At 70.7% G+C, this 23,130-nt stretch carries 20 protein-coding genes, 1 rRNA gene, 2 pseudogenes and 1 riboswitch; of the genes and pseudogenes, 8 read left to right on the top strand and 15 right to left on the bottom strand.

Annotation, left to right across the window (positions count from 1 at the left end; genetic code table 11):
- Positions 1–60: 60 nt before the first annotated feature.
- A complete protein-coding gene (locus AB0D59_RS48610) occupies positions 61–582 on the top strand; it encodes a hypothetical protein (protein WP_362578815.1) in 522 nt (173 codons plus the stop codon).
- Between the two features lie 24 nt (positions 583–606).
- On the opposite strand, the gene AB0D59_RS48605 is transcribed toward AB0D59_RS48610, so the two are convergent.
- Positions 607–861 (bottom strand): hypothetical protein, encoded by a 255-nt coding sequence (locus AB0D59_RS48605; protein ID WP_362578812.1) that lies wholly within the window; start codon positions 859–861, stop codon positions 607–609.
- A 125-nt stretch (positions 862–986) separates the two neighbouring features.
- On the opposite strand from AB0D59_RS48605, the gene AB0D59_RS48600 reads away from it, so the two are divergent.
- Positions 987–1,382, top strand: a complete 396-nt coding sequence (locus tag AB0D59_RS48600) for a helix-turn-helix transcriptional regulator (RefSeq protein ID WP_351734167.1) — start codon at positions 987–989, stop codon at positions 1,380–1,382.
- 103 nt (positions 1,383–1,485) lie between these two features.
- Here AB0D59_RS48600 and AB0D59_RS48595 read toward each other — a convergent pair whose 3' ends face one another.
- Positions 1,486–2,967 carry a PucR family transcriptional regulator gene (locus tag AB0D59_RS48595; protein ID WP_362578809.1) on the bottom strand — a complete coding sequence of 494 codons (1,482 nt, stop codon included), beginning with the start codon at positions 2,965–2,967 and terminating at the stop codon, positions 1,486–1,488.
- Positions 2,968–3,152: 185 nt separating this feature from the next.
- Here AB0D59_RS48595 and AB0D59_RS48590 point away from each other — a divergent pair.
- Positions 3,153–3,976: pseudogene (locus AB0D59_RS48590) on the top strand (FAD binding domain-containing protein).
- Positions 3,973–5,509, top strand: a pseudogene (locus AB0D59_RS48585) (2Fe-2S iron-sulfur cluster-binding protein). Before AB0D59_RS48590 ends, AB0D59_RS48585 begins: the two co-directional pseudogenes overlap by 4 nt.
- Here the strand turns inward: AB0D59_RS48585 and AB0D59_RS48580 are convergent.
- A complete protein-coding gene (locus AB0D59_RS48580) occupies positions 5,424–5,912 on the bottom strand; it encodes a molybdopterin-dependent oxidoreductase (RefSeq protein ID WP_362578807.1) in 489 nt (162 codons plus the stop codon). The pseudogene AB0D59_RS48585 and the gene AB0D59_RS48580 overlap by 86 nt on opposite strands.
- A gap of 207 nt (positions 5,913–6,119) precedes the next feature.
- On the opposite strand from AB0D59_RS48580, the gene modA reads away from it, so the two are divergent.
- The 3 genes from modA to AB0D59_RS48565 are packed head-to-tail and all read left to right on the top strand — an operon-like array spanning position 6,120 to position 8,859.
- Positions 6,120–6,947 carry a molybdate ABC transporter substrate-binding protein gene (gene modA, locus AB0D59_RS48575; RefSeq protein WP_362578804.1) on the top strand — a complete coding sequence of 276 codons (828 nt, stop codon included), beginning with the start codon at positions 6,120–6,122 and terminating at the stop codon, positions 6,945–6,947.
- Positions 6,944–7,792 carry an ABC transporter permease gene (locus AB0D59_RS48570; protein WP_362578801.1) on the top strand — a complete coding sequence of 283 codons (849 nt, stop codon included), beginning with the start codon at positions 6,944–6,946 and terminating at the stop codon, positions 7,790–7,792. The genes modA and AB0D59_RS48570 overlap by 4 nt, the downstream gene beginning before the upstream one ends.
- Positions 7,789–8,859: an ABC transporter ATP-binding protein gene (locus AB0D59_RS48565; protein ID WP_362578798.1), complete on the top strand. Its 1,071-nt coding sequence runs from the start codon at positions 7,789–7,791 to the stop codon at positions 8,857–8,859. The genes AB0D59_RS48570 and AB0D59_RS48565 overlap by 4 nt, the downstream gene beginning before the upstream one ends.
- Before the next feature lie 93 nt (positions 8,860–8,952).
- On the opposite strand, the gene gcvP is transcribed toward AB0D59_RS48565, so the two are convergent.
- The gene (gcvP, locus tag AB0D59_RS48560; RefSeq protein ID WP_362578795.1) at positions 8,953–11,838 is read right to left on the bottom strand and encodes an aminomethyl-transferring glycine dehydrogenase; all 2,886 of its coding nucleotides are present in this window, start codon (positions 11,836–11,838) and stop codon (positions 8,953–8,955) included.
- Between the two features lie 174 nt (positions 11,839–12,012).
- Positions 12,013–12,107, bottom strand: a riboswitch (glycine riboswitch).
- A gap of 114 nt (positions 12,108–12,221) precedes the next feature.
- On the opposite strand from gcvP, the gene AB0D59_RS48555 reads away from it, so the two are divergent.
- The gene (locus AB0D59_RS48555; protein WP_362578792.1) at positions 12,222–12,602 is read left to right on the top strand and encodes a PRC-barrel domain-containing protein; all 381 of its coding nucleotides are present in this window, start codon (positions 12,222–12,224) and stop codon (positions 12,600–12,602) included.
- 172 nt (positions 12,603–12,774) lie between these two features.
- Here AB0D59_RS48555 and AB0D59_RS48550 read toward each other — a convergent pair whose 3' ends face one another.
- The 11 genes from AB0D59_RS48550 to rrf form a co-directional block, all read right to left on the bottom strand.
- Positions 12,775–14,133 (bottom strand): DNA polymerase IV, encoded by a 1,359-nt coding sequence (locus AB0D59_RS48550; RefSeq protein WP_362578789.1) that lies wholly within the window; start codon positions 14,131–14,133, stop codon positions 12,775–12,777.
- Positions 14,134–14,234: 101 nt separating this feature from the next.
- Positions 14,235–14,879 carry a MerR family transcriptional regulator gene (locus AB0D59_RS48545; RefSeq protein WP_362578786.1) on the bottom strand — a complete coding sequence of 215 codons (645 nt, stop codon included), beginning with the start codon at positions 14,877–14,879 and terminating at the stop codon, positions 14,235–14,237.
- 270 nt (positions 14,880–15,149) lie between these two features.
- On the bottom strand, positions 15,150–15,623 hold the full coding sequence (locus AB0D59_RS48540) for a bifunctional nuclease family protein (RefSeq protein WP_026253112.1): 474 nt from the start codon (positions 15,621–15,623) through the stop codon (positions 15,150–15,152).
- A 91-nt stretch (positions 15,624–15,714) separates the two neighbouring features.
- Entirely contained in the window at positions 15,715–16,452 is a 738-nt protein-coding gene (locus tag AB0D59_RS48535; RefSeq protein ID WP_362578783.1) for a MerR family transcriptional regulator, read from the bottom strand.
- Positions 16,453–16,492: 40 nt separating this feature from the next.
- A complete protein-coding gene (locus AB0D59_RS48530; RefSeq protein WP_352226331.1) occupies positions 16,493–17,323 on the bottom strand; it encodes an FHA domain-containing protein in 831 nt (276 codons plus the stop codon).
- Between the two features lie 190 nt (positions 17,324–17,513).
- A complete protein-coding gene (locus AB0D59_RS48525; protein WP_362578780.1) occupies positions 17,514–18,350 on the bottom strand; it encodes a DUF881 domain-containing protein in 837 nt (278 codons plus the stop codon).
- Positions 18,351–18,355: 5 nt separating this feature from the next.
- A complete protein-coding gene (locus AB0D59_RS48520) occupies positions 18,356–18,688 on the bottom strand; it encodes a small basic family protein (protein ID WP_046727248.1) in 333 nt (110 codons plus the stop codon).
- Positions 18,685–19,596 carry a DUF881 domain-containing protein gene (locus AB0D59_RS48515; protein WP_362578777.1) on the bottom strand — a complete coding sequence of 304 codons (912 nt, stop codon included), beginning with the start codon at positions 19,594–19,596 and terminating at the stop codon, positions 18,685–18,687. The genes AB0D59_RS48520 and AB0D59_RS48515 overlap by 4 nt, the downstream gene beginning before the upstream one ends.
- A 106-nt stretch (positions 19,597–19,702) precedes the next feature.
- A complete protein-coding gene (locus AB0D59_RS48510; protein ID WP_362578774.1) occupies positions 19,703–22,198 on the bottom strand; it encodes a mannose-1-phosphate guanyltransferase in 2,496 nt (831 codons plus the stop codon).
- A 116-nt stretch (positions 22,199–22,314) separates the two neighbouring features.
- Complete coding sequence (locus AB0D59_RS48505; RefSeq protein ID WP_362578771.1) at positions 22,315–22,923, bottom strand: CDP-alcohol phosphatidyltransferase family protein; 609 nt, start codon at positions 22,921–22,923, stop codon at positions 22,315–22,317.
- A gap of 112 nt (positions 22,924–23,035) precedes the next feature.
- Positions 23,036–23,130, bottom strand: a 5S ribosomal RNA gene (gene rrf, locus AB0D59_RS48500); the annotation flags it as partial.

Below are 23,130 nucleotides of genomic sequence, written 5' to 3'. Positions count from 1 at the left end.
CGCATAAGAACCCCGTCAGCCGCCGTCCCCGAGCCGCCACCGGCCCCTACCGTCGGCCTCATGCAGGACAGAAGACGCAGGGGCCGGGCAGCCGGCGACCGCACCTGGCGCGGCAGCGCCCGCCTGGCCGTCGGCTGTGCCCTCGGCTTCGGCGGCCTGACGCTCCTGGTGGACTGGGACGCCGGCACGCTCACCCCGGTCCGCGCCCTGGTCTGGGTCACCCTGTCGGCCGCCATCCTCGCCATGCTGCTGCCGGCCCGGGTCACGGCGGGCCCCGGCTGGCTGGCCGTACGCGGGCCCCTGCGCCGGCGTACCGTCCGTACCGACTCCCTCGTCTACGCCGGCCAGAACGGCGATGTCTCCGCCCATCTGGTGCTGCGCGACACCGCCGGGAACCGGCTGGAACTCGACCCGAACGTCCTGCACGCGAATCCGCTGCTCTGGCACGAACTGGACACCGGCGTCCGCCGCTCCCTGGACCGTGGCACCCTGCGCCAGGGCACCGAGGTACTCGCACAGCTCGGCCACGAGATCGACGACACCAACGCGCGCGCGGTCCTCAAGGCATCCGGCCTGACCTGACCACCACCGGGGCTGCCGCGCCGTTCACCCCGGCAGCGCGCGCAGCCTGCCGCTCCAGCGCTCGTCGTCGACGATGGTGGGGTCGGTCAGGCTGATCCCGAAGGCGTTCTCCAGCAGCGCGAGCGCACTGTGCAGCGGCGCGACCCCGCCCCGGACCAGCCCCAGCGGCCGCATGGCGTCATCGAGCCGAGCCGGGTCCTGCCCGATCGGCTCGATCGCCTGAAGGGTGTGGAAGTCCACGACCACGTCGCCGCCGACCGCGTACTTGAACCAGTGCATCGGCTTCTCACGCCGGATGCTGCCACACGCGACCGACATCCCGCCCGGGCCGAGGTTCCCCGGCAGATCAACCGCGGCGGAGGGTCCGGTCCGCGGGTCCCGGCGACCGGCCCTATCGTGACCCCATGCAGTCCTACACGATCGGCCAGGCGGCGCGGCTGCTCGGCGTCAGCCCGGACACCGCCCGCCGCTGGGCCGACGCCGGCCGGGTGACCACCCATCGCGACGAGGGCGGCCGGCGGCTCATCGACGGCAAGGACCTCGCCGCGTTCTCCGTCGAACTGGCCAGGGCCGGCACCGTCGAGGAGGACGCCTCCTACACCTCGGTCCGCAACGCCTTCCCCGGCATCGTCACCGCGATCAAGCTCGGCGACGTCGCCGCCCAGGTCGAGATCCAGGCCGGACCGCACCGTCTGGTCTCCCTGCTGACCCGCGAGGCCGTCGAGGAACTGGGCCTGGAGGTGGGCATGGAGGCCACCGCCCGGGTGAAGTCGACGAACGTGCACATCGACCGCGTCTGACCCGTCACCGGCGCCCCGCCCGAGATCCTCACCGGCGACCGCCGGCAGACGCCGTTCCCGGCACCCCCGACCGACGTCCGTACCCGGCCCCTCGCCGGCACAGTCACCGGCACATCAGCGCCGCCCACAGGTCCAGCCGGTCGCTCAGCCGGGACAGATCGCGCCCGGTGAAGTGCTCCACGCGCTGCATCCGGTAGTGCACGGTGTTGACGTGCAGATGCAGCGCCTCGGCGGTCCGTGCCCAGGAGCCGTCGCAGGCCAGGAAGGTCTCCAGGGTGCTCAACAGCACGGCGGAGGCAGCGCGTTCGTCGGTGTGCAGCGGGCCGAGGACGGTCCGGCTGCAGGCCGTGCGAACATCGGCCGGCACGCCGGTGAGCAGCGCGGCGAGGCTGGTGAGCGCGCCGGCGTCGATGAGGGCGGAGGCGTCCGGGGCGGTGCCGCGGGCGGAGGTGAACGCGTACCGTGCCTGCGCCAGCGCCCCGGCAAGGGCGCCGGGCCCGCCGGCCGCCGACCCGGTCCCGCCGTGCAGCGGTACGCCGGGCTCGCAGCCGGCGACCAGCGCCCAGACCTCGGCCGGCGCGTCCGCCGCGGTGGGCAGTACCGCGAAGGCGAGCCCCTCCGGCAGCCGTCCCACCGCCGCCCCGGGCGCCACCTGCCCGGCGACCTCCGCCAGCGCCCCTTCGGCGAGCCCGGGCCGCCGCGCCCCGGTGTCGGCGACGAACACCCGGTAGGGCCCGTCGGCGGGCAGCCCGCACTCCAGTACGGCGGCCAGCAGAGCCCCCTCGGTCGCTCCCGGCGCGGTGAGCAGCGCGCCCAGCTCGTCGGCGGCCTGGTGCTCGCCGGCCCGGCGCCGGACCACGGCCTCCTGGCAACGCCCCAGCGCCGCGGCCACCTCGTGCAGCATCCCGGCCGGCGCGCTGTCCGGGTCCGGCAGATACAGCAGCCAGCGCTCGTACGGCGAGACGCTGTCGGCGGCCACGGACACGGTCACCCCGCGCCCGTCCGCGACCAGCGCCGCCGCCTCCCGGGCCGGGACGGCCACCGCACCCGCCGTGGCCGTGACGGTCCGCCCGGACAACGTGAACACATAGGCGGCGATCCCGTCCAGATGCGCGAAGGCGGCCGCGAGGACGTCCCCGGGCCCGGCCTCCTGTGCGAGCAGCCGGCTCAGCCGTACCCGCGCGTTCTCCGGCAGCGCCTGCCGACGGCTCAGCTCGCCCCACTGCCTCAGGTACACGGTGTCCGTGATCGCCCGGAACATGATGTGCGCCGGCACCCCCGCGACCGGGACGCGATGCCGCACGCAGGCCTCCACCAGTTCCTCGGGCACGCCCCCGTGGGTCTCCTCCCCCGCGAACAGCGCGGCGGCCCCGGCCTCCTTCAGGGCCGAGACAAAGCGTTCCGCCCTGCCCGGCGCCCACCAGACCAGCCCGCTGAGCACCACCTCCCCCGGCCGCACGAACCGCGCCGGATCCTCCAGATCCGTCACGGTCACTCCGGTGATCTCACGCGCCAGCAGCGCGTCCTGCGCCCACAGCGGGCGCAGCCCGAGGGAGACGTCCTTCAGGAGGTGTTCGACGTGCATGCGCTCAGACTCCTCGCGCCAGCCTCGCATTCACCAGGTGAGTGCGAGTTACGGCATTGTAAATGCAAGTCTCTTCGTACGGAACGCCTCTTGGTGAATCATCCAGGACCGGCCCGGCCCTGCTCGTTTTTTCCGTGCCCCGCACCAGTCGTGCCGGGCAGGCGCGCGTTGCTTCACTGACCGGCATGGACCTGAACACGGTGGTGGAGATCCGCGACGCCCGGGACCCGGCGCCCTGGCGCCCTGGCGCCCCGGCGACGCCTGGCTGGGCGGCGGGACGTACCTCTTCTCCGAACCCCAGCCGCGGCTGCGCCGCCTGGTCGACCTGAGCCGCACCGGCTGGCGGCCGGTCGCCGTCACCCCGGACGGTTCCCTGGAGGTCGCCGCCACCTGCACCATCGCCCAACTGTCGCGATTCGCGGCCACACTGACGACCGGGGCCGCCCCTCTGTTCGAGCAGTGCTGCCGGGCTTTCCTGGCCTCCTTCAAGATCTGGAACATGGCCACGGTCGGCGGCAACCTCTGCAACGCCCTCCCGGCCGGCCCGATGATCTCGCTCACGGCCGCCCTCGACGGGCAGTGCCAGCTGATCGACCAGGCCGGCGTACGACGACAGGTCCCCGTCACCGCCTTCGTGACCGGCGCGGGCCGCAAGGACCTGGCCGACGGCGAACTGCTGCGCTCGGTCACGCTGTCCGCCCGGGCCCTGGCCTGCCGTACGGCGTTCCGGCAGGCCTCCCTCTACGGCCTGGGCCGCTCCGGCGTCCTCGTGATCGGCACCCTCGACCCCGTCGACGGCTCCTTCGCGCTCACGGTCACCGCGTCGACCGTGCGGCCGGTGCGGCTGCGGTTCCCGCTCCCGCCGACGCCCGGGGCGCTGCGGGAGGCGATCGGGTCCGCCGTCGCCGACGGCGAGTGGTTCGACGACATCCACGGCCTGCCCGAGTGGCGGCGGCACATGACGTTCCGGCTGGCGGAGGAGATCCGCCGCGAACTGGGGGAGCGATGAGGATCGAGGTCAACGGCCGGTCCCACGACGCGGAGCCGCGCCCCGGCCAGTGCCTGCGCACCTATCTGCGCGACCGCGGCTGGTTCGGGGTGAAGAAGGGCTGTGACGCGGGCGACTGCGGCGCCTGTACGGTCCACGTCGACGGGGAGCCGGTGCACAGCTGCCTCTACCCGGCCTTCCGGGCGGCGGCCGCACGGTCACCACCGTCGAGGGTCTGGCCTCCCCCGAGGGCGAACTCCACCCCGTACAGCAGAAGTTCCTGGACGCCCAGGGCTTCCAGTGCGGCTTCTGCACCGCGGGCTTCCTGATGACGCCGCCCTTTCCGACGACCAACTCACCGACCTCCCCCGGGCGTTCAAGGGCAACCTGTGCCGCTGCACCGGCTACCGGGCCATCGAGGACGCCGTACGCGGGATCAGGCACGTCGAGGAGCCGTCTCCCGGCGAGTCCGTGGGACGCAGCCTGCCCGCCCCGGCCGGACCGCAGGTCGTCACCGGCACCGCCCGCTACACCTTCGACATCGGGGTGCCCGGCCTGCTCCACATGAAGCTGCTGCGCTCCCCGCACGCCCACGCCCGGATCACGGCGATCGACACCTCGGCCGCGCTGCGCGTGCCGGGCGTCCACGCGGTCCTGACCCACCACGACGCCCCGGAGCGGCACTACTCCACCGCCCGCCACGAGCACCCCGAGGAGGACCCGGACGACACTCGCCTCCTCGACGACACGGTCCGCTACATCGGCCAGCGGGTCGCGGCGGTCGTGGCGGACAGCGAGGCCGCGGCGGAGGAGGGCTGCCGCCGCATCGAGGTGACGTACGACGTCCTGCCCGCCGTCCTCGACCCGGAGGAGGCGATGCGGCCGGTGCTCCCGTGGTCCATGACAAGGACGGGCCGGCCTCCCGTATCTCCCGTCCGCGGGCGAACGTCGTCGGCGAGGCGCACGGTGAGATCGGGGACGTCGAGGCCGGGTTCGCCGCGGCCGACGTCGTCTACGAGGACACCTTCCGCACCCAGCGGGTCCAGCACGCCAGCCTGGAGACGCACGGCGCCGTCGCCTGGATCGACGAGGACGGCCGGCTCACCGTCCGCACCAGCTCGCAGACGCCGTTCCTCACCCGCCGCGCTGCGCAGCGTGCACGCGGCCGACGCCGGCAAGGTGATGAACCCGATGCAGTGCAGGGGCCAGGTGGAGGGCGGGATCGCCCAGGCGCTCGGCGCCACGCTCTTCGAGAACGTACGGCTGGACGCGCGCGGCGCGGTCGAGACGGCGGCCTTCCGCCGCTACCGGCTCCCGCAGTACGCGGACGTCCCGCGGACCGAGGTGCACTTCATGGAGACCGCGGACGCCATCGGCCCGCTCGACGCCAAGTCGATGAGCGAGAGCCCGTTCAACCCGGTCGCCCCGGCGCCGGCCAACGCGCTGCGGGACGCGACCGGCGTGCGGTTCACGGAGTTGCCGCTGACGCGCGACCGGGTGTGGCGGGCACTGGACGCCGGCCGCCGTATGCCCCGTCCACCCGTATCGCCGTGATGCCGCTGATGTGCCGGGCCCCGCAGCGGTCCTGCGGCAGGACCAGTTGCGGGCCCGCCAGGTCCAGCGGGGTGTCGTCGATGGCGACGGCGAGCAGGACGGGGGCGTGGGCGAAATCCGGATCGATCTCCGCCCAGGAGAGCAGCGCGTGGTGTCCGTCGGCGCCGGTGACCGCGATGAGGAAGCGCAGGCGGTCCTTGCGCCGGGCGGGGTCGAAACCGGGGCCCGCGTCGCTGAGGACGTCGTACAGCAGGGGTCCGGTGAAGCAGTGGCGCCGCACGCCGCTGGTGGCGCAGTCGAAGCTGACCCGCACCCGGTGCTGGGGCCAGCGCAGGAGGTCGGACACGGTGAACCGGGCCGGCCGTGCCAGGTCCCCGGTGAGATCGAGTTCGGCGAGCGTCATGTGCGGCCACCTCCTGGATGACGGTACCCGCGGCGCACCTCCGTACAAACGCACATGCCAGGTTCAAGCGATAAGTATGCAGCTCATGCGATGTGACAGAAGACTTACGCCTGGCAAGTGCGGCAGTATCATCGCCTGGCGGCCGATATACAGGTCGCACCAGGGCGCGACAGCTTTTTCATCTGGATTCAGAGGAGTTCACTCGTGATGACCCGTTCCGCGCGCCGGACCCGGCGGACGCTTCAGGTGGCCGGTGCCTCGGTCGCGGCCCTGCTGGCCCTGAGCGCCTGCTCCTCCTCGGACGACGACTCGTCCGCGACGACGAAGTCGGACACCTCGTCGTCGGCGTCACCCAAGCTGTCGGGCTCGATCACCGTGTTCGCGGCGGCCTCCCTCAAGGAGAGCTTCACGACGCTGAAGGCGGACTTCGAGAAGGCCCACCCGGGGACGAAGGTCGACTTCAGCTTCGGCGGCAGTGACACCCTCGCCGCGCAGATCACCAGCGGCGCCCCCGCCGACGTCTTCGCCGCCGCCAGCCCCAAGACGATGGCGATCGTGACGGACAAGAAGGACACCGCCACCACGCCGGCCACCTTCGTCCGCAACCAGCTGGAGATCGCCACCCTGCCGGGCAACCCCGACAAGGTCGCCTCGCTCGATGACCTCACCAAGTCCTCGCTGAAGGTGGTCCTCTGCGACAAGACGGTGCCGTGCGGCGCCGCCGCGCAGAAGGCCCTGGACGCCAGCAAGCTCAAGCTGACCCCGGTCTCCTACGAGGAGGACGTGAAGTCCGCCCTCAACAAGGTGGTCCTCAAGGAGGCCGACGCCGCGGTCGTCTACAAGACCGATGTGAAGGCCGCGGGTGACAAGGTGGAGGGCGTGGAGTTCCCCGAGTCCGCCGACGCCATCAACGACTACCCGATCGCCCTGCTGAAGAACGCCCCGAACCCGACGCTGGCCAAGGCGTTCATCGCGCTGGTGCAGTCCGCCGAGGGCCAGCAGGTCCTGAACCAGGCCGGGTTCCTCAAGCCGTGACGAAAGTCGACGAGCAGGGCGCCGGGACCGTCGCCGTCACGGGCGGCCCACGGCGCCGGCGCGTCCGGTCCACCGTGCCGCTACCGCTCCTCCTCCCCGGAGCGGTAGCCCTGGCCTTCCTCCTCCTGCCCCTGGTCGCCCTGCTCCTGCGCGCCCCCTGGGGCAGCCTCCCGTCGCTGCTGACCAGCACGGAGGTGTGGCAGGCCCTCCAGCTCTCGCTGCTCAGCGCGACCGCGGCGACTGCCGTGAGCGTGGTCCTCGGCGTCCCGCTGGCCTGGCTGCTGGCCCGCACGGACTTCCCCGGCCGAGGCCTGGTACGAGCGCTGGTGACACTCCCCCTGGTCCTCCCCCCGGTGGTCGGCGGTGTGGCCCTGCTCCTCGCCCTGGGCCGCAACGGCGTCGTCGGGCAGTGGCTGGACTCCTGGTTCGGGATCACGCTCCCGTTCACGACGACCGCGGTGGTGATCGCCGAGTCCTTCGTGGCCATGCCCTTCCTGGTGATCAGCGTCGAGGGCACGCTGCGCGCCGCCGACCCGCGCTACGAGGAGGCGGCGACGACCCTGGGCGCGTCCCGCTTCACGGCGTTCCGCAGGGTCACGCTCCCCCTCATCGCCCCGGGCATCGCGGCCGGCTCGGTACTGGCCTGGGCCCGCGCACTCGGCGAGTTCGGCGCGACGATCACGTTCGCCGGCAACTTCCCGGGCCGCACCCAGACCATGCCGCTCGCGGTCTACCTGGCCCTCCAGAACGACCCCGACGCGGCGATCGCCCTCAGCCTGGTCCTGCTGACCGTCTCGATCGCGGTACTGGCGGGCCTGCGGGACCGCTGGATGACAGCCTCATGACCCATCCGAGCCCCGCAGCGTCCGACGGCCTGGACGCCCGCCTCGTCGTCACCCGCCCCACCTTCCACATCGACATCACCCTCACCGCCGCCCCCGGCGAGGTCGTCGCCCTCCTCGGCCCCAACGGCGCCGGCAAGACCACCGCCCTCCGGGCCCTGGCCGGCCTCACCCCCCTCACCGCCGGCCATCTCCGCCTGGACGGCACGGAGTTGGACCGCACGCCCCCCGAATCCCGCCCGGTGGGCGTCGTCTTCCAGGACTACCTCCTCTTCCCCCACCTCACGGCCCTCGACAACGTCGCCTTCGGCCCCCGCTGCCACGGCGCGACAAAGGCCGAGGCCCGCGCCCAGGCGGCCGCCTGGCTGGACCGCATGGGCCTCGCGGAGCACACCGGCGCCAAACCCCGCCGGCTCTCCGGCGGCCAGGCCCAGCGCGTCGCACTGGCCCGCGCCCTGGCCACCCACCCCCGCCTGCTGCTCCTGGACGAGCCCCTCGCCGCCCTCGACGCCCGCACCCGACTGGACGTGCGTTCCCGACTCCGCCGTCACCTGGCCGAGTTCGAGGCCATGGCCGTACTGGTCACCCACGACCCGCTGGACGCCATGGTGCTGGCCGACCGTCTGATCGTCATCGAGCAGGGCGCGATCGTCCAGCAGGGCACTCCCACCGACATCGCCCGTCACCCGCGCACCGACTACATCGCCCACCTGGTCGGCCTGAACCTCTACCGCGGCCGGGCCGAGGCCGAGGGCCACCTGGTCAGGCTGGACACCGGGGCCGCCATCGCCACCGCGGACGACCTCGCCGGTGACGTGTTCGTCGCGTTCCCGCCGAGCGCCGTCACTCTCTTCCGGGACCGCCCCACCGGTGCCAGCGCCCGCAACCTGTGGCGCTGCGAGGTCGCCGGCCTGGAGATCCACGGCGACCGGATCCGCGCCGACCTGACCGGCGAACTCCCCCTCGCCGCCGACCTCACCACGGTCGCCGCCGCCGAACTGGACCTGCACCCGGGCACCCCGGTCTGGGCGACGGTGAAGGCGACAGGGACCCACGCGTATCCGGCGTAGAGCCCGCGTAGAACCTGCGTAGAACCCGGGTGGAACCGCACGCGAGAGGCCCCGCCGAAGCGGGGCCTCTGTTGTTCGTATCCGTACCGCGGATCAGTCCTCGTACACGTCCAGCGGCGGGCACGAGCACACCAGGTTCCGGTCTCCGAAGGCCTGGTCGATCCGGCGCACCGGCGGCCAGTACTTGTCGGCGGCGGACACCCCGGCCGGGAAGACGGCCTCCGCACGCGAGTACGCGTGCTCCCACTCCCCACCGAGCGCGGCGGCCGTGTGCGGAGCGCCCCGCAGCGGGTTGTCGTCGGCGGGCCACTCCCCCGCCCCGACCTTGTCGATCTCCGCGCGAATGGCGATCATCGCCTCGCAGAACCGGTCCAGCTCACCGAGGTCCTCGGACTCGGTCGGCTCGATCATCAGCGTGCCGGCCACCGGGAAGGACATCGTCGGCGCGTGGAACCCGTAGTCGATGAGCCGCTTGGCGACGTCGTCGACGCTCACGCCGGTCGCCTTGGTCAGGGGCCGCAGATCGATGATGCACTCGTGCGCGACCAGCCCGCCGGGACCGGTGTAGAGCACGGGGTAGTGCGGCTCCAGCCGCTTGGCGATGTAGTTGGCGCTGAGCACGGCCACCTGCGTGGCGCGCTTCAGCCCCTCGCCGCCCATCAGCCGGACGTACGCCCACGAGATCGGCAGGATCCCGGCGGAGCCCCACGGAGCGGCCGAGATCGGCCCGACGCCGGTCGCCGGTCCGGCGGCCGGCTGGAGCGGGTGGTTGGGCAGGTACGGCGCCAGGTGGGCCCGTACGGCCACCGGACCGACACCCGGACCGCCGCCGCCGTGCGGGATGCAGAACGTCTTGTGCAGGTTCAGGTGCGAGACGTCGCCGCCGAAGTGCCCGGGCTTGGCCACCCCGACCAGGGCGTTGAGGTTCGCCCCGTCGACGTACACCTGGCCGCCGGCCTCGTGCACCTGACCGCAGATGTCCGCGACGTGCTCCTCGAACACGCCGTGCGTGGACGGGTAGGTGATCATCAGCACGGCGAGCTGGTCGCGATGCTGCTCGATCTTCGCCCGCAGGTCCTCGACGTCGACCTCGCCGTCCTCGGCGGTCTTCACGACGACGACCTTCATCCCGGCCATGACGGCGCTGGCGGCGTTGGTGCCGTGCGCGGAGGAGGGGATCAGGCACACGGTGCGCTGCTCGTCGCCGTTGGCACGGTGGTAGGCGCGTACGGCGAGCAGCCCGGCCAGTTCGCCCTGCGACCCGGCGTTGGGCTGGAGCGACACCTTGTCGTAGCCCGTGACCTCGGCGAGCCGCTCCTCCAGCTCACGGATGAGCGTCAGATAGCCCTGCGCCTGCTCGGCGGGCGCGAAGGGGTGCAGCTGACCGAACTCGGGCCAGGTGACCGGCTCCATCTCGGTGGTCGCGTTGAGCTTCATGGTGCAGGAGCCCAGCGGGATCATGCCCCGGTCCAGCGCGTAGTCCCGGTCGGCGAGCCGACGCAGGTAGCGCAGCATCGCGGTCTCGGAGCGGTGCTGGTGGAAGACGGGGTGGGCCAGGTAGCCGTCGCCGCGCAGCAGCGCCTCGGGCAGCGTGTCCTCGGCGACCGCGTCCAGCGCCTCGACGTCGCCCTCGACCCCGAAGGCCGCCCACACGGCACCCAGCTGGGCCCGCACGGTGGTCTCGTCGCAGGCCATGGAGACGTGGTCGGCGTCCACGAGCCGCAGGTTGACACCGCTCTGCCGGGCGGTGGCGACGATCTCGGCGGCCTTGCCGGGCACGCGCGCGGTGAGGGTGTCGAAGTAGGCGCCGTGCACGAGCTCGACCCCGCCGGCCCTGAGCCCCGCGGCCAGGATCGTGGCGTAGCGGTGGGTCCGCCGAGCGATGGCCTTCAGCCCCTCGGGCCCGTGGTAGACAGCGTACATGCCGGCCATCACGGCGAGCAGCACCTGCGCGGTGCAGATGTTGCTGGTGGCCTTCTCACGGCGGATGTGCTGTTCACGGGTCTGCAGCGCGAGCCGGTACGCCTTGTGCCCGTCGGCGTCCACGGACACGCCCACGAGCCGGCCGGGCAGGCTGCGCGCGAACTTCTCCCGCACCGCCATGTAGCCCGCGTGCGGCCCGCCGAAGCCCATCGGCACACCGAACCGCTGGGTCGTACCGACGGCGATGTCGGCACCCAGCTCGCCCGGCGAGGTCAGCAGGGTCAGCGCGAGCAGGTCGGCGGCGACGGTGACCAGCGCGCCCAGCTCGTGGGCCTGCTCGACGAGCGGCTTGATGTCGCGTACGGCACCGGAGGCGCCGGGGTACTGGACGAGCACGCCGTTGATCTCACGGGCGGCGAGGTCCGCGGGGATCCCGTCGCTCAGGTCCGCGACGACGACCTCGACCCCGGTCGGTTCGGCCCGCGTCCGGATCACGGCGACGGTCTGCGGGAACGCGTCCGCGTCGATGACGAAGACGCCCTTCTTGTTCTTGCCCATGCGCAGCGACAGGGCCACGGCCTCGGCGGCGGCCGTGCCCTCGTCCAGCAGCGAGGCGCCGGAGGTGGGCAGTCCGGTGAGCTCGGCGACCATGGTCTGGAAGTTCAGCAGCGCTTCCAGCCGCCCCTGGGAGATCTCCGGCTGGTACGGCGTGTACGCCGTGTACCAGGCGGGGTTCTCCATCACGTTGCGCAGGATGACGGGCGGCGTGAAGGTGCCGTAGTAGCCCAGCCCGATCATCGAGTCGAGCACCTGGTTCCGGTCGGCCAGCGACCGCAGCTCGGCCAGCACCTCGGCCTCGGTGCGCGCGCCCGGCAGTTCCAGGGTGTCGGCGTTCTTGATGACGTCCGGCACGGCGGCGGCGGTCAGCTCGTCGAGCGAGCCGTACCCGACCTGGGCGAGCATCTTGGCCCGGGACTCGTGGTCGGGCCCGATATGGCGCTGCTCGAAGGGGATTCCCTGTTCGAGCTCGGAGAGCGGAACACGCTGGGCGGTCATTGCGGAGGCCTCCTGGTCTGACGCGACCTTCGAGGGGTACCCCGGCACGGGCACCCCGACGGCCTCCCCCTCTGTCATCTCAACCTGAGAGCTTCGCCGGACGCCCAGGGGATCCGGCTTGCACCGTCGGTGAGAGCGAACGTCGTCGACGCCCGCCCTGCTTTCCAGAGTGACCTCGTCCGTGCGGTACGTGAGCCTGAGAGATTCCGGGGAGGATTTGCTCCTTCGGCGCCTCCGGTCTGTCCGGAGGACTCTCCCGCACGGGGTCAGCAGCCGCTTGCCAGCCTACCAGCGAGGGCGACGCACGGGCCTTCGAGTGGCCGCCTCCTTCAATGTGCTCTTTTGTAGTGCTTACGGATGAGTTGCGACCAAGTGGAGGGCCCGTGCAGACCGACATCGATCCGCGCAACCTGATCGGCCGCAAGGCGTTCGACCGCAACGGCACCAAGATCGGCACGATCGACGAGGTCTACCTCGACGACGCGACCGGCGTGCCGGAGTGGGCGGCCATACGCACCGGCCTGTTCTCCCGGGACGCCTTCGTGCCCCTGGACCCCAGCGAACTGGTCGAGGGCACCCTCCAGGTCCCCTTCGACCGCGCCCTGATCAAGGACGCTCCCGACTTCGGAGTGGGCCGCCACCTGTCCCCGGAGCAGGAACTCCAGCTCTACCACCACTACGGCCTGGACACGACCGCCCCACCCCGCGACCACCCGGACCACGACTTCGGCAAGCTGGCGGGAACGGAGGACGCGGGCGCCTGACGGCCGACGGTGCGCGTTCTCCAGCCGCAGGCAGTCGGGCCTCCCCCAGAGCCCGCAAAACCTGGGGGGACCCCCAGGCGGCACGGGTGGGCGCTGGGGGTACCCCCTTGTGGGCGAGGCACCCGGCAGGCGGCGGTAAGTGATTCCACCCCCGGCCCAGCCCTGCTCCGGGTCATGCACCCACCCCGTCCACCGGAACCCCCGGCACCAGCGGCAGCGGCTCCACCGGCTCCAGCTCAGGGTCATCGACCCGAAACGTCCGCACCCGCCCCGGCTCCACCGCCCACGGAGTCTCGAACCGCACCGTCACCCGCCCCAGGCCACTGCCCTGCACCCATCCGTGCCCGTACTCGGCATGCCGAACGTCGTGCCCCGCGGGCCATCTCCGCTCCACGACCGCCTCCTGCACGGCGACCGGCTCGGCAGCGTCCTCCTCCGCCAGGATCTCCGCCGCCTCCCCTGCCGCCTGCGCGAACAGATCCTCCTGGGTGTAGTCGGCCAGCCCCGACACGCCCACGCCCAGCAACCGCACGCCCCCCGTCGTGTCCACCGAGTCCAGCAACCGCGCGGCCGCCTCCCGCACCACCGCCGGGTCGTCGGTCGGCCCTCTGAGCGTCTCCGACCGGGTGAGCGTCGAGAAGTCGTACCGCCGAACCTTCAGCACGATGGTCCGCCCCGACAGCCCGGCCCCCCGAAGCCTGCGCACACACCGGTCGGCCAGCCGCTGCACCTCCATCCCCACTCGCATCCGGTCATGGATGTCCACGTCGTACGTGTCCTCGACGGAGACCGACTTGGCCTCCCGCTCGGCGACCACGGGCCGTTCGTCGTGCGCCAGCGCCATCGCGTACAGCGCGTGCCCGTGGGCCTTGCCCAGCAGCCTCACCAACTCGTCCTCCCCCGCCTCGGCGATCTCGTCGACCGTGGTGATCCCGGCCCGCCGCAGATGGTCCCCCGTCGCCGGCCCCACGCCCGGCAGGGTCCGCACCGACATCGGCCCGAGCATCGCGCGCTCCGTGCCCGGCTCGATCAGCACCAGTCCGTCCGGCTTGGCCAGCTCGGAGGCGATCTTCGCGAGCATCTTGGAGGCGGCGAGCCCGACCGACCCGGCAAGCCCCGTGGCGACCCGTATGTCCGCGCGGAGCTTCTCCCCCACCAGCCGCGCCGACCCCGCGTCCCAGGCCACCTCGCCCGCCTCCAGGTCCACGAACGCCTCGTCCAGGCTCAGCGGCTCCACCAGCGGCGACAGCTCGTGCAGCAGCGCCATCACCTGCTCGCTGATCGACCGGTACAGCCCGAAGCGCGGCACCAGGTACGCGGCGTTCGGCGCCAACCTGCGTGCCTGTGCCATCGGCATCGCGGAGTGCACCCCGAACACCCGGGCCTCGTAGGACGCGGTGGCCACCACACCGCGCGGTCCGAGCCCGCCCACGACCACGGCCTTCCCGCGCAGACTCGGCTTGGATGCCTGCTCCACCGAGGCGTAGAAGGCATCCATGTCGAGATGCAGGATCGTGGGCGCGTTTCTCACATCTCCGATGCTGCACCACGCCACTGACAATGCCCCGGCACGCAACCGTGCCGGGGCATCACACAGGGCTCAAGAAATTCGAGGAGGGTCGGGCCAGGACCTCAGACCGCCCGGTTGCGGCGCCGGGCCAGCTCGTCGGCGGGGTTGGGCCGGACCAGGGTCTCGCCGGTGTCGACCCGCTCGCCGTGCAGCTGGGAGAGCGCGCTCTCCACGTCCCGCCAGACCACGCCGACCGCGATCCCGAAGATGCCCTGGCCGCCCTGGAGCAGGGCGTGGACCTCGTCGGGCGAGGTGCACTCGTAGACCGTGGCGCCGTCGCTCATCAGGGTCATGCGCTCCAGATCACGGAAACCGCGCTCCCTGAGGTGCTGGACGGCGGTGCGGATGTTCTGGAGGGACACCCCGGTGTCCAGGAACCGTTTGACGATCTTCAGGACGACGACGTCCCGGAAGCTGTACAGGCGCTGGGTGCCCGACCCGTAGGCGGGCCGCACGCTGGGCTCGACCAAGCCGGTGCGGGCCCAGTAGTCGAGTTGCCGGTAGGTGATGCCGGCCGCCGCACAGGCCGTGGGCCCCCGGTAGCCGATCTCCTCGGTCATCATGGACGCCGCCCCTCCGCCGCTCGGCACTGCCGTCGGCCGCTGCGGAGCGTGACCGGCAGTGCTGCCGTGAGGCCGGTACGGACCGCTCGCCCCGAGATCGCGTCCCGGGGCACCCCCAGCCGTACCGTCGCCGCTGCTTCTCACGCCGACCTCCGTCCTTGACCTGCCTTCTCGACGGTAGGCAGTCACCAGGGGTGCGTCAACGATCGCCACACTCGGCACGCCGAGTGATAATCACCCTAGGAGTGGTTTCCCGTGCCCCACCGCGGGGAAAGGCTAGCCGAATGCTCTGGCGGGAAGGCGTAGGACGCTCTCAATGGCCGCTGGCAATTGCCCATGAGTTTCGAGCCTGACCAGCCGTGAACCGGCCCGTCACCGGCCTCTGGTGGGTGGGTGACGGGCCGCTCGGGTCCCTCACTGGCTGCTGGTGCCGAAGTCCTCGGGCGAGATCTGGTCGAGGAACTCGCGGAACTTCTCCACCTCGTCCTCCTGCTCGTCCGGGATCGCGATGCCCGCGTCGTCCAGCACCGTGTCGCTCCCGTAGATCGGCGTTCCGGTGCGCAGCGCCAGCGCTATGGCGTCGGACGGACGGGCGCTCACCTCGACACCGCTGGCGAAGACCAGCTCCGCGTAGAAGACGCCCTCACGCAGGTCCGTGATGCGAACTTCGGTGAGCTCCTGACCGACGGCCTCCAGCACGTCCTTGAACAGGTCGTGGGTCAGCGGTCGCGCCGGAGCCATGCCCTGCTGGGCGAACGCGATCGCCGTCGCCTCCCCCGGCCCGATCCAGATGGGGAGGTAACGGTCGCCTCCCACTTCGCGCAGGAGCACGATCGGTTGGTTGGAGGGCATTTCCACCCGGACACCTACGACATCGAGCTCGTTCACACAGCAACCCTAGGCCGTGCCCGGGACGTTTGGGTAGTCGGGCCCTGAACGCGCGCCCGATCCGGCCTCCGCCCGGGTCCTGTCACGATGGTCACGGCAGCCGCACCCCGAGCGCAGTCTGCACCAGTGCGGCATGCAGCCTCACCGTGAGCGCCGCCAGCTCCTTCGTACGGGCCTCGGCATGAGCCCTGGTCTGCGGATTGCGGTGCCGCTTGAGCGGGGCCACCACCTGGTCCACCAGGCCCGCCTCACGGTCGGCGGCGGCCTTCATCACCCGCAGATGGCGCGGCTCGATCCCGAACCGGCCCAGCTCGGTCACGAGCGCGGCCACGGTGACCGCCTCGGCGTCGTACACGCCGTCCTCCAGGGGAGCGAGCAGCCCGTACGACTCCCACTCCGCCAGGCAGTTCTCGTCGATCTCGGCGGCCGCGAGCAGCTCGTCCCGGCCGATCCGCGCCACCGTGGGGGCCTCGGCGACCATCGGCACCGCCTCGCCGTCCCGCTGCCGTCCCAGTACGGGCAGCTGGACGGCCTCACCGCGCGCCATGGCGTCCAGGTACTCCCGGATGACCTTCAGCGGCAGATAGTGGTCCCGCTGCATCCTCAGGACGTGTCCGAGACGCTCCACATCCCCGGCACTGAACTTGCGGTACCCGGACGGGGTCCGGCGCGGCTCGATCAGCCCCTCCGACTCCAGGAAGCGGATCTTGGAGATGGTGACTTCGGGGAACTCGTCGCGCAGCACGTTCAGCACCGTGCCGATGCTCATCAGCCCGGTTTCCGTGGCGGCGGTGCCGTGACCGGTACCGCCGCTCGGTGTGTGCAGCATGGACCTTCTTCCCTGGAGTCCCCGGACGCTGTCCGGAGGGTCAGATGCCCTGCCGGCTCGCGTAGAAGACCAGCCGGTACTTGCCGATCTGGACCTCGTCACCGTTCGACAGAGCGACCTGGTCGATGCGCTCCCGGTTGACGTACGTGCCGTTGAGGCTGCCCACGTCGGCCACCGTGAACGAACCGTCCGGCTGGCGGCGGAACTCCACATGGCGGCGCGAGACCGTCACGTCGTCCAGGAAGATGTCGCTCTGCGGGTGGCGGCCGGCCGTGGTCAGGTCACTGTCCAGCAGGAAGCGGCTGCCCGAGTTCGGGCCACGGCGCACGACCAGCAGCGCGGAGCCCAGCGGCAGCGCGTCGACGGCCGCCTGCGCCTCGGGCGAGAGCGCCGGCGCCTGGGTCTGGCCGGTGACCTCGGCGTCGTAGGCCTCCAGGCCGGAGATCGAGATCGTGGACGTCGTCTCCGACGCCCGCTCGGGGACGGCGCCCGCGCGCAGCGGGGCACCGCAGTTGGAACAGAAGCGGGCGTTCTCCGCGTTGCGGTTACCGCACCTCGTACAAACCAGGGCCGACATGGACGGATCCTCCTGCCGCGGCTGCCCCGCCGGGGCGTTGGACGCGTACGGGTCGGAGGTAAACCCTCCACCCGCACCTGAGGTTGACGGTTGCCCGAAACCTATGCCGCCGGACTGCGACGGGTCAACTGACCGCGCGCCCTGACCTCCCGAAATGTCACCCCCCGGGCCAGCCACCTGGTCCCGGAACAGCGGGCGCTGACCGTCCGCGTCGGGCTGTGCGCGATGACGGGCGGTCGCGTTGTCGCTACCCTCTCGCGCGCTCTTGCCGAACAACTTCGAAAACAACTTCACGGGCGATTCCCCTTGACCGAAACAGACCCGCCCGTGGGGCAGGACGAACCCTGACTGAATAAACCGGCCGACCCGGACAACCTCACAACGTCCGTATCCACCAGACAGTTTCCACCACGCACCGGCTTCCCGGTGCGCCGACCCCCCGCATCCTCATGCCCTCGCCGGACGTCCCGCATGCACCGCCGGTTCACTGTGAGGACGACCGAGCGTAGTCAGGCTGCTTCGCCGGTCGCAAGGCATCCACCACGATCTTGGTCGACCGCTCGACGGTCACAGTCGCCTGCTCCTTCTCCAGGGTCTGCACCACGCCTCCGGGGATGTTGAGAGCCGGTTCGAGATCCTGCGGCTTCCCGATCACCTTGAAAACGTAGGGCTGGGTGATCTTGTTCCCGTCGACGCTCACACTCTTCCCGGAGCCGGTGAGGTAGGTGCCGGAGATCACTCGTACCCCGTTGACCTGGATCGCCTCCGCGCCGGCCGCGCGCAGCTCCTGGATCGCGTCGAGCAGCATGTCCGCCTGTACCGTCCCCTTCGGGTCGTCGACCGTCATCGTGATGCCAGGACCCTGCGCCGCGACGGTGCCCGCCAGAATGCCGAGTTGCCTCTCCTTCTCGGCCGTCTGCCTGCGTGCCTCCGCCGCCTGGTCGGAACTGCTCTGCAACTCCTGGCGCTGCTTTTCAAGTCCTGTCTTCTCGTCCTCAAGACGCTGAGTACGGTCGTCCAGTTCATCGAGGATGCGAACAAGATCCTCCTGGCGGGCCCCGCGCAAGGCGCTGTCACTGTCGCTGTTCGACGCCACCTGCACGGCGAGCCCGAATCCGAGCCCGAACAGCAGCACGGCGACGATCAGTTGGGCCCGGCTGACCCGCGGCGGCCAGAGCCCCTGGATCAGCCGTCGGCGGCCGGTCAGCCCGGCATCCGGCTTCGGCTCGGCCCCGGATCCGGTCTCCGGCGCCGCAGTGGGCACCTCGTCCGGCAGTTCTCTGCGCAGCCGGTGTTCCGGATGCTTCTCGTGTTCGCTCATGCCGCTCACGCCCGGAAGACATGCCGTCGGATCGCCGCGGCGTTGGAGAAGATACGGATACCGAGGACCACGACGACGCCCGTGGACAGCTGCGAGCCCACGCCCAACTTGTCGCCCAGGAACACGATCAGCGCGGCCACCACCACGTTGGACAGGAACGACACCACGAAGACCTTGTCGTCGAAGATCCCGTCGAGCATGGCCCGCAGACCGCCGAAGACGGCGTCGAGCGCCGCGACGACGGCGATCGGCAGATACGGCTCGACGACCGCCGGAACCTCAGGACGGACCAACAGTCCGGCCACGACGCCCACGACGAGGCCCAGTACGGCGATCACGATGTGCCCTTCTCCGTCTTCTCGGTGTACGGCTGGGCCGTACGTACGATCACGCTGGGTGCGGCGGGCAGCCGGACGGCACTCTCCGTGGAGATCGTCGCCCGGATGTCGAAGTTCTCCTCCAGCGCATGCAGATACAGCCCGTCGGGGCTGTCCTGGAACCTGGAGCTGAGCCTCTCCCCGTCCCCCACCGCCAGCACCGTGTACGGCGGTACCAGCGGCCTGTTGTCGACCAGTATCGCGTCTCCCGCGGCCCTGATCGCGGACAGCGCGGTGAGCCGCTGCCCGTTGATGGCGATCGCCTCGGCGCCCGAGGCCCACAGCCCGTTCACGACCCGCTGCATGTCGTGGTCACGCACCCGGCCGGTGTCGGAGAACCCTGAGGTCTCCCGCGGGTTGCTGCCGTCGCCGCCCGAGGAGGCCTCCTTGGCGTCGTTCACGACCAGCTTCACCCCGGGGCCGTGCACCGCCGTGGCACCCGACAGGATGCCCACCAGGTCCGCCTGACCACTGCCGCCGCTCTCCTTCAGCGCCGCACGCTGGCGGGCGCTTACGTCGTCCCGCAGCTTGTCGACATTGGTCTCCAGCTTGTCGGCGGCGGTCGTCTCACGGTCGATGCGGTCGATGAGCTCCTGGCGCTCCTTGGCCACGACAGGGGCCGTCACCCGCGCCTGCGCCGCTCCCACGGTCACCACCAGGGCCGCGAGCACCAGACCGCCGGCGAGGCCCAGCCTGGCCCGGAGGGTCTTCGGCATGCCGCCGGCCTCCCCCTGCGCCCGCTTACGGGCCGCCGCCTCGGCGTACCCGTCGTCGAGGCTGTGGTCCATGACGTTGGTGATCAACGACATGGAGGCGTCCGGGCGCTGCGGCCGGGTGGCGCTGCTCCGAACGGGGGGTTGCTGCGGCATGCCGCACATCGTCGCACGTTGCGACCGGTACCTCCGAACGGCCCCACCGGCGTGCCGGACGGGCCCCCTGGGGGACACTTGTCCGGCACGCGCGCGTGCGGCGGTTTTACCGACCGGCGCTGTCCACGATCGCCGACCATTCGTCCAACAGGGCCTGCGCGGAGGCGTCGTCGGGTCCCTCGGCCCACAGGTGGGTGACCGCCTCGGCCGGGTCGGGCAGCACCATCACCCAGCGCCCGTCCGTCTCGACGACCCGGACCCCGTCGGTCGTGTCCACGAAGCGATCATCGGCCGCCTCGACGACACGCCGCATGACCAGGCCCTTGACAGCCCACGGGGTCGCCAGGTCCCGCTTGAGGACATGCGCCCGCGGGATCCGGGCGTCGATCTGGCTGAGCGTGAGCTGTGTCCGCGCCACCAGGCCGATCAGGCGCACGAAGGCCGCCGTACCGTCGTAGACGCTGCTGAACTCGGGGACGATGAATCCGCCCTTGCCGTCACCACCGAAGATGGTGCCTTCCTCACGCCCCACGCGCGTGAGGTCGTCGGGCGAGGTGGTCGTCCACTCGACCTGGGTGCCGTGGTACGCGGCCACCTGCTCGGCGATCCGGGTCGTGGTGACGGGAAGCGCCACACGGCCACTACGCCGCTCGGCGGCCACCAAATCGAGCATCACCAGCAGCGCGCGGTCGTCCTCGATGATGCGGCCCTTCTCGTCCACCAGGGACAGCCGCTCGCCCACCGGGTCGAACCGCACACCGAACGCGGCCCCGGAAGACGCCACGATCTCGCCGAGGCGCACCAGCCCCGATCGTCGCTGATCCGCGGTCTCCGTGGGCCTGGCCTCGTTGAGACCGGGGTTGATGGTCAGCGAGTCCACGCCGAGCTTCCCGAGCAGGCTGGGCAGAACGAGCCCGGCACTGCCGTTGGAGGCGTCCACGACGACCTTCAGCCCGGCCTCGGCGATCCCGGTGATGTCGACGTTGCGCAGCAGCGAACCCGTGTACGAGTCGAAGACGCTGGCCGGGAAGTACAGGTCGCCGATCTCACCGGGGAACGCACGCCGGTACTCCTGACGGGCGAAGATCCGGTCCAGCTTGCGCTGGCTGGCCTGCGAGAGGTCCGCGCCCTGCCCGTCGAAGAACATGATGTCGACGGAGTCGGGCACCCCGGGCGAGGTCCGGATCATGATGCCGCCGGCGCTGCCGCGCGCGGTCTGCTGCCGCGCCACCGGCAGCGGCACGTTCTCCAGGTCGCGTACGTCGATGGCGCTGGCCTGGAGCGCGGAGATGACCGCCCGCTTGAGCGCACGGGCACCCCGCGAGTGGTCACGGGCCGTGGTGACCGTGGAGCCCTTCTTCAGAGTGGTCGCGTACGCGCCGGCGAGCCGTACGGCCAGCTCCGGCGTGATCTCCACGTTCAGGATTCCGGAGACACCACGGGCACCGAAGAGATGCGCCTGGCCCCGGGACTCCCAGATCACGGACGTGTTGACGAACGCACCGGCCTCGATGGTCTTGAACGGATAGACCCGGACGTTGCCCTGCACGATCGATTCTTCACCGATCAGGCACTCGTCACCGATGACCGCTCCGTCCTCGATCCGGGCGGCCCGCATGATGTCGGTGTTCTTCCCGACGACGCAGCCCCGCAGATTGCTGTGCTGCCCGACGTAGACGTTGTCGTGCACCACGGCCCGGTGCAGGAACGCACCGCTCTTCACGACGACGTTGGAGCCCACGACGGTGTGCTCGCGGATTTCCGTGCCGGCCTCGACCTTGGCGTAGTCACCGATGTACAGCGGTCCACGCAGGACGGCATCGGGATGCACCTCGGCGCCCTCGGCCACCCAGACGCCCGGTGATATCTCGAAGCCGTCGATGTCGACGTCGACCTTGCCCTCCAGGACGTCGGCCTGCGCCTTCACGTACGACTCGTGGGTGCCTACGTCCTCCCAGTAGCCCTCGGCGACATAGCCGTAGATCGGCTTGCCTTCCTTCATCAACTGCGGGAAGACATCGCCGGACCAGTCGACGGGAACGTCGGCCTCGACATAGTCGAATACCTCGGGCTCCATGACGTAGATACCCGTGTTCACGGTGTCGGAGAAGACCTGCCCCCAGGTCGGCTTCTCAAGGAACCGCTCGACCTTCCCCTCTTCGTCGACAATGGTGATGCCGAATTCCAGCGGATTGGGCACACGGGTCAGGCAGACCGTGACAAGCGCGCCCTTTGCCTTGTGGAAGTTGATCAGCTCGGTGAGGTCGAAGTCGGTCAGCGCATCGCCGGAGATGACGAGGAAAGCATCGTCCTTCAACGCCTCTTCGGCGTTCTTGACGCTTCCGGCGGTACCGAGTGGCTTCTCCTCATTGGCATAGGTGAGCTCCATACCGAGCTCTTCGCCGTCCCCGAAGTAGTTCTTGACGAGCGACGCCAGGAACTGCACGGTGACGACGGTCTCGGTGAGCCCATGCCTTTTGAGCAGCCGTAGCACATGCTCCATGATCGGTCGGTTCACCACCGGAAGGAGCGGCTTGGGCATGCTGGAGGTCATGGGGCGAAGGCGTGTGCCTTCACCACCGGCCATCACTACGGCCTTCATGTCGGAAGCGTCCTCCTCTAAGAGACGACGGTCTAGCCGACTTCACCCGTCCAGATTGTCCCGCACTTTTCCGCCGCGGGCCATCGAGAGCCACTACGGCCGGACAATCGCCGGGCTCAATCGGCTGTGGAGTCCGCACGAACCAGACGACGGACCTGCACCACGTAGAGCACTCCTGCCCACCAGTAGAGCGTTGTACCCCATCCGGCGAACGCCCATCCGAAAATAGCAGCGAGTGACGAGATCCAGCCGCTCCCGTCACTGAGCAGCAGGAGCGGGAACGCGTACATCAGATTGAACGTGGCTGCCTTGCCAAGGAAGTTCACCTGCGGCGGCGGATAGCCGTGCCGCCGGAGAACCCCCACCATCACCAGCAGCACCAGCTCGCGCAGAAGTAGTACGGCCGTCAACCAGAGCGGCAGGATCTCGCGCCAGGTGAGTCCGACCAGCGTCGACAGGATGTAGAGCCGGTCCGCGGCGGGGTCCAGAAGCCGGCCGAGGTTGCTGATCTGGTTCCAGCGTCGGGCGAGCTTGCCGTCCAGGTAGTCGCTGACGCCGCTGAAGGCGAGCACCAGCAGCGCCCAGCCGTCGCTCTGGGGCCCGCCGAACTCGGGCCTGAGGATCAACCACAGGAAGACGGGTACGCCGACGAGACGCGCCATGCTGAGGATGTTCGGGATGGTGAGGACCCGGTCCGTCTGGACACGGGTCTCCTGGACCTCCACCCGGGGGCCTCCTGTGATGGGAAACGAGCCAACTTTGCTCCCTGACCTTACCTCAACGCAAAAAAGCTCTGGCTCTTGGGCTTGTTGCCCAAGAGCCAGAGCTCTAAAAGGAGTTCGGCGGTGTCCTACTCTCCCACAGGGTCCCCCCTGCAGTACCATCGGCGCTGTAAGGCTTAGCTTCCGGGTTCGGAATGTAACCGGGCGTTT

Origin of the sequence: Streptomyces sp. NPDC048417 (genome assembly GCF_040651615.1) — a bacterium.
Lineage (GTDB): Bacteria > Actinomycetota > Actinomycetes > Streptomycetales > Streptomycetaceae > Streptomyces.
Note: the sequence above shows the minus strand (reverse complement) of the source record. Positions and strands in the feature narration are given on the sequence as shown.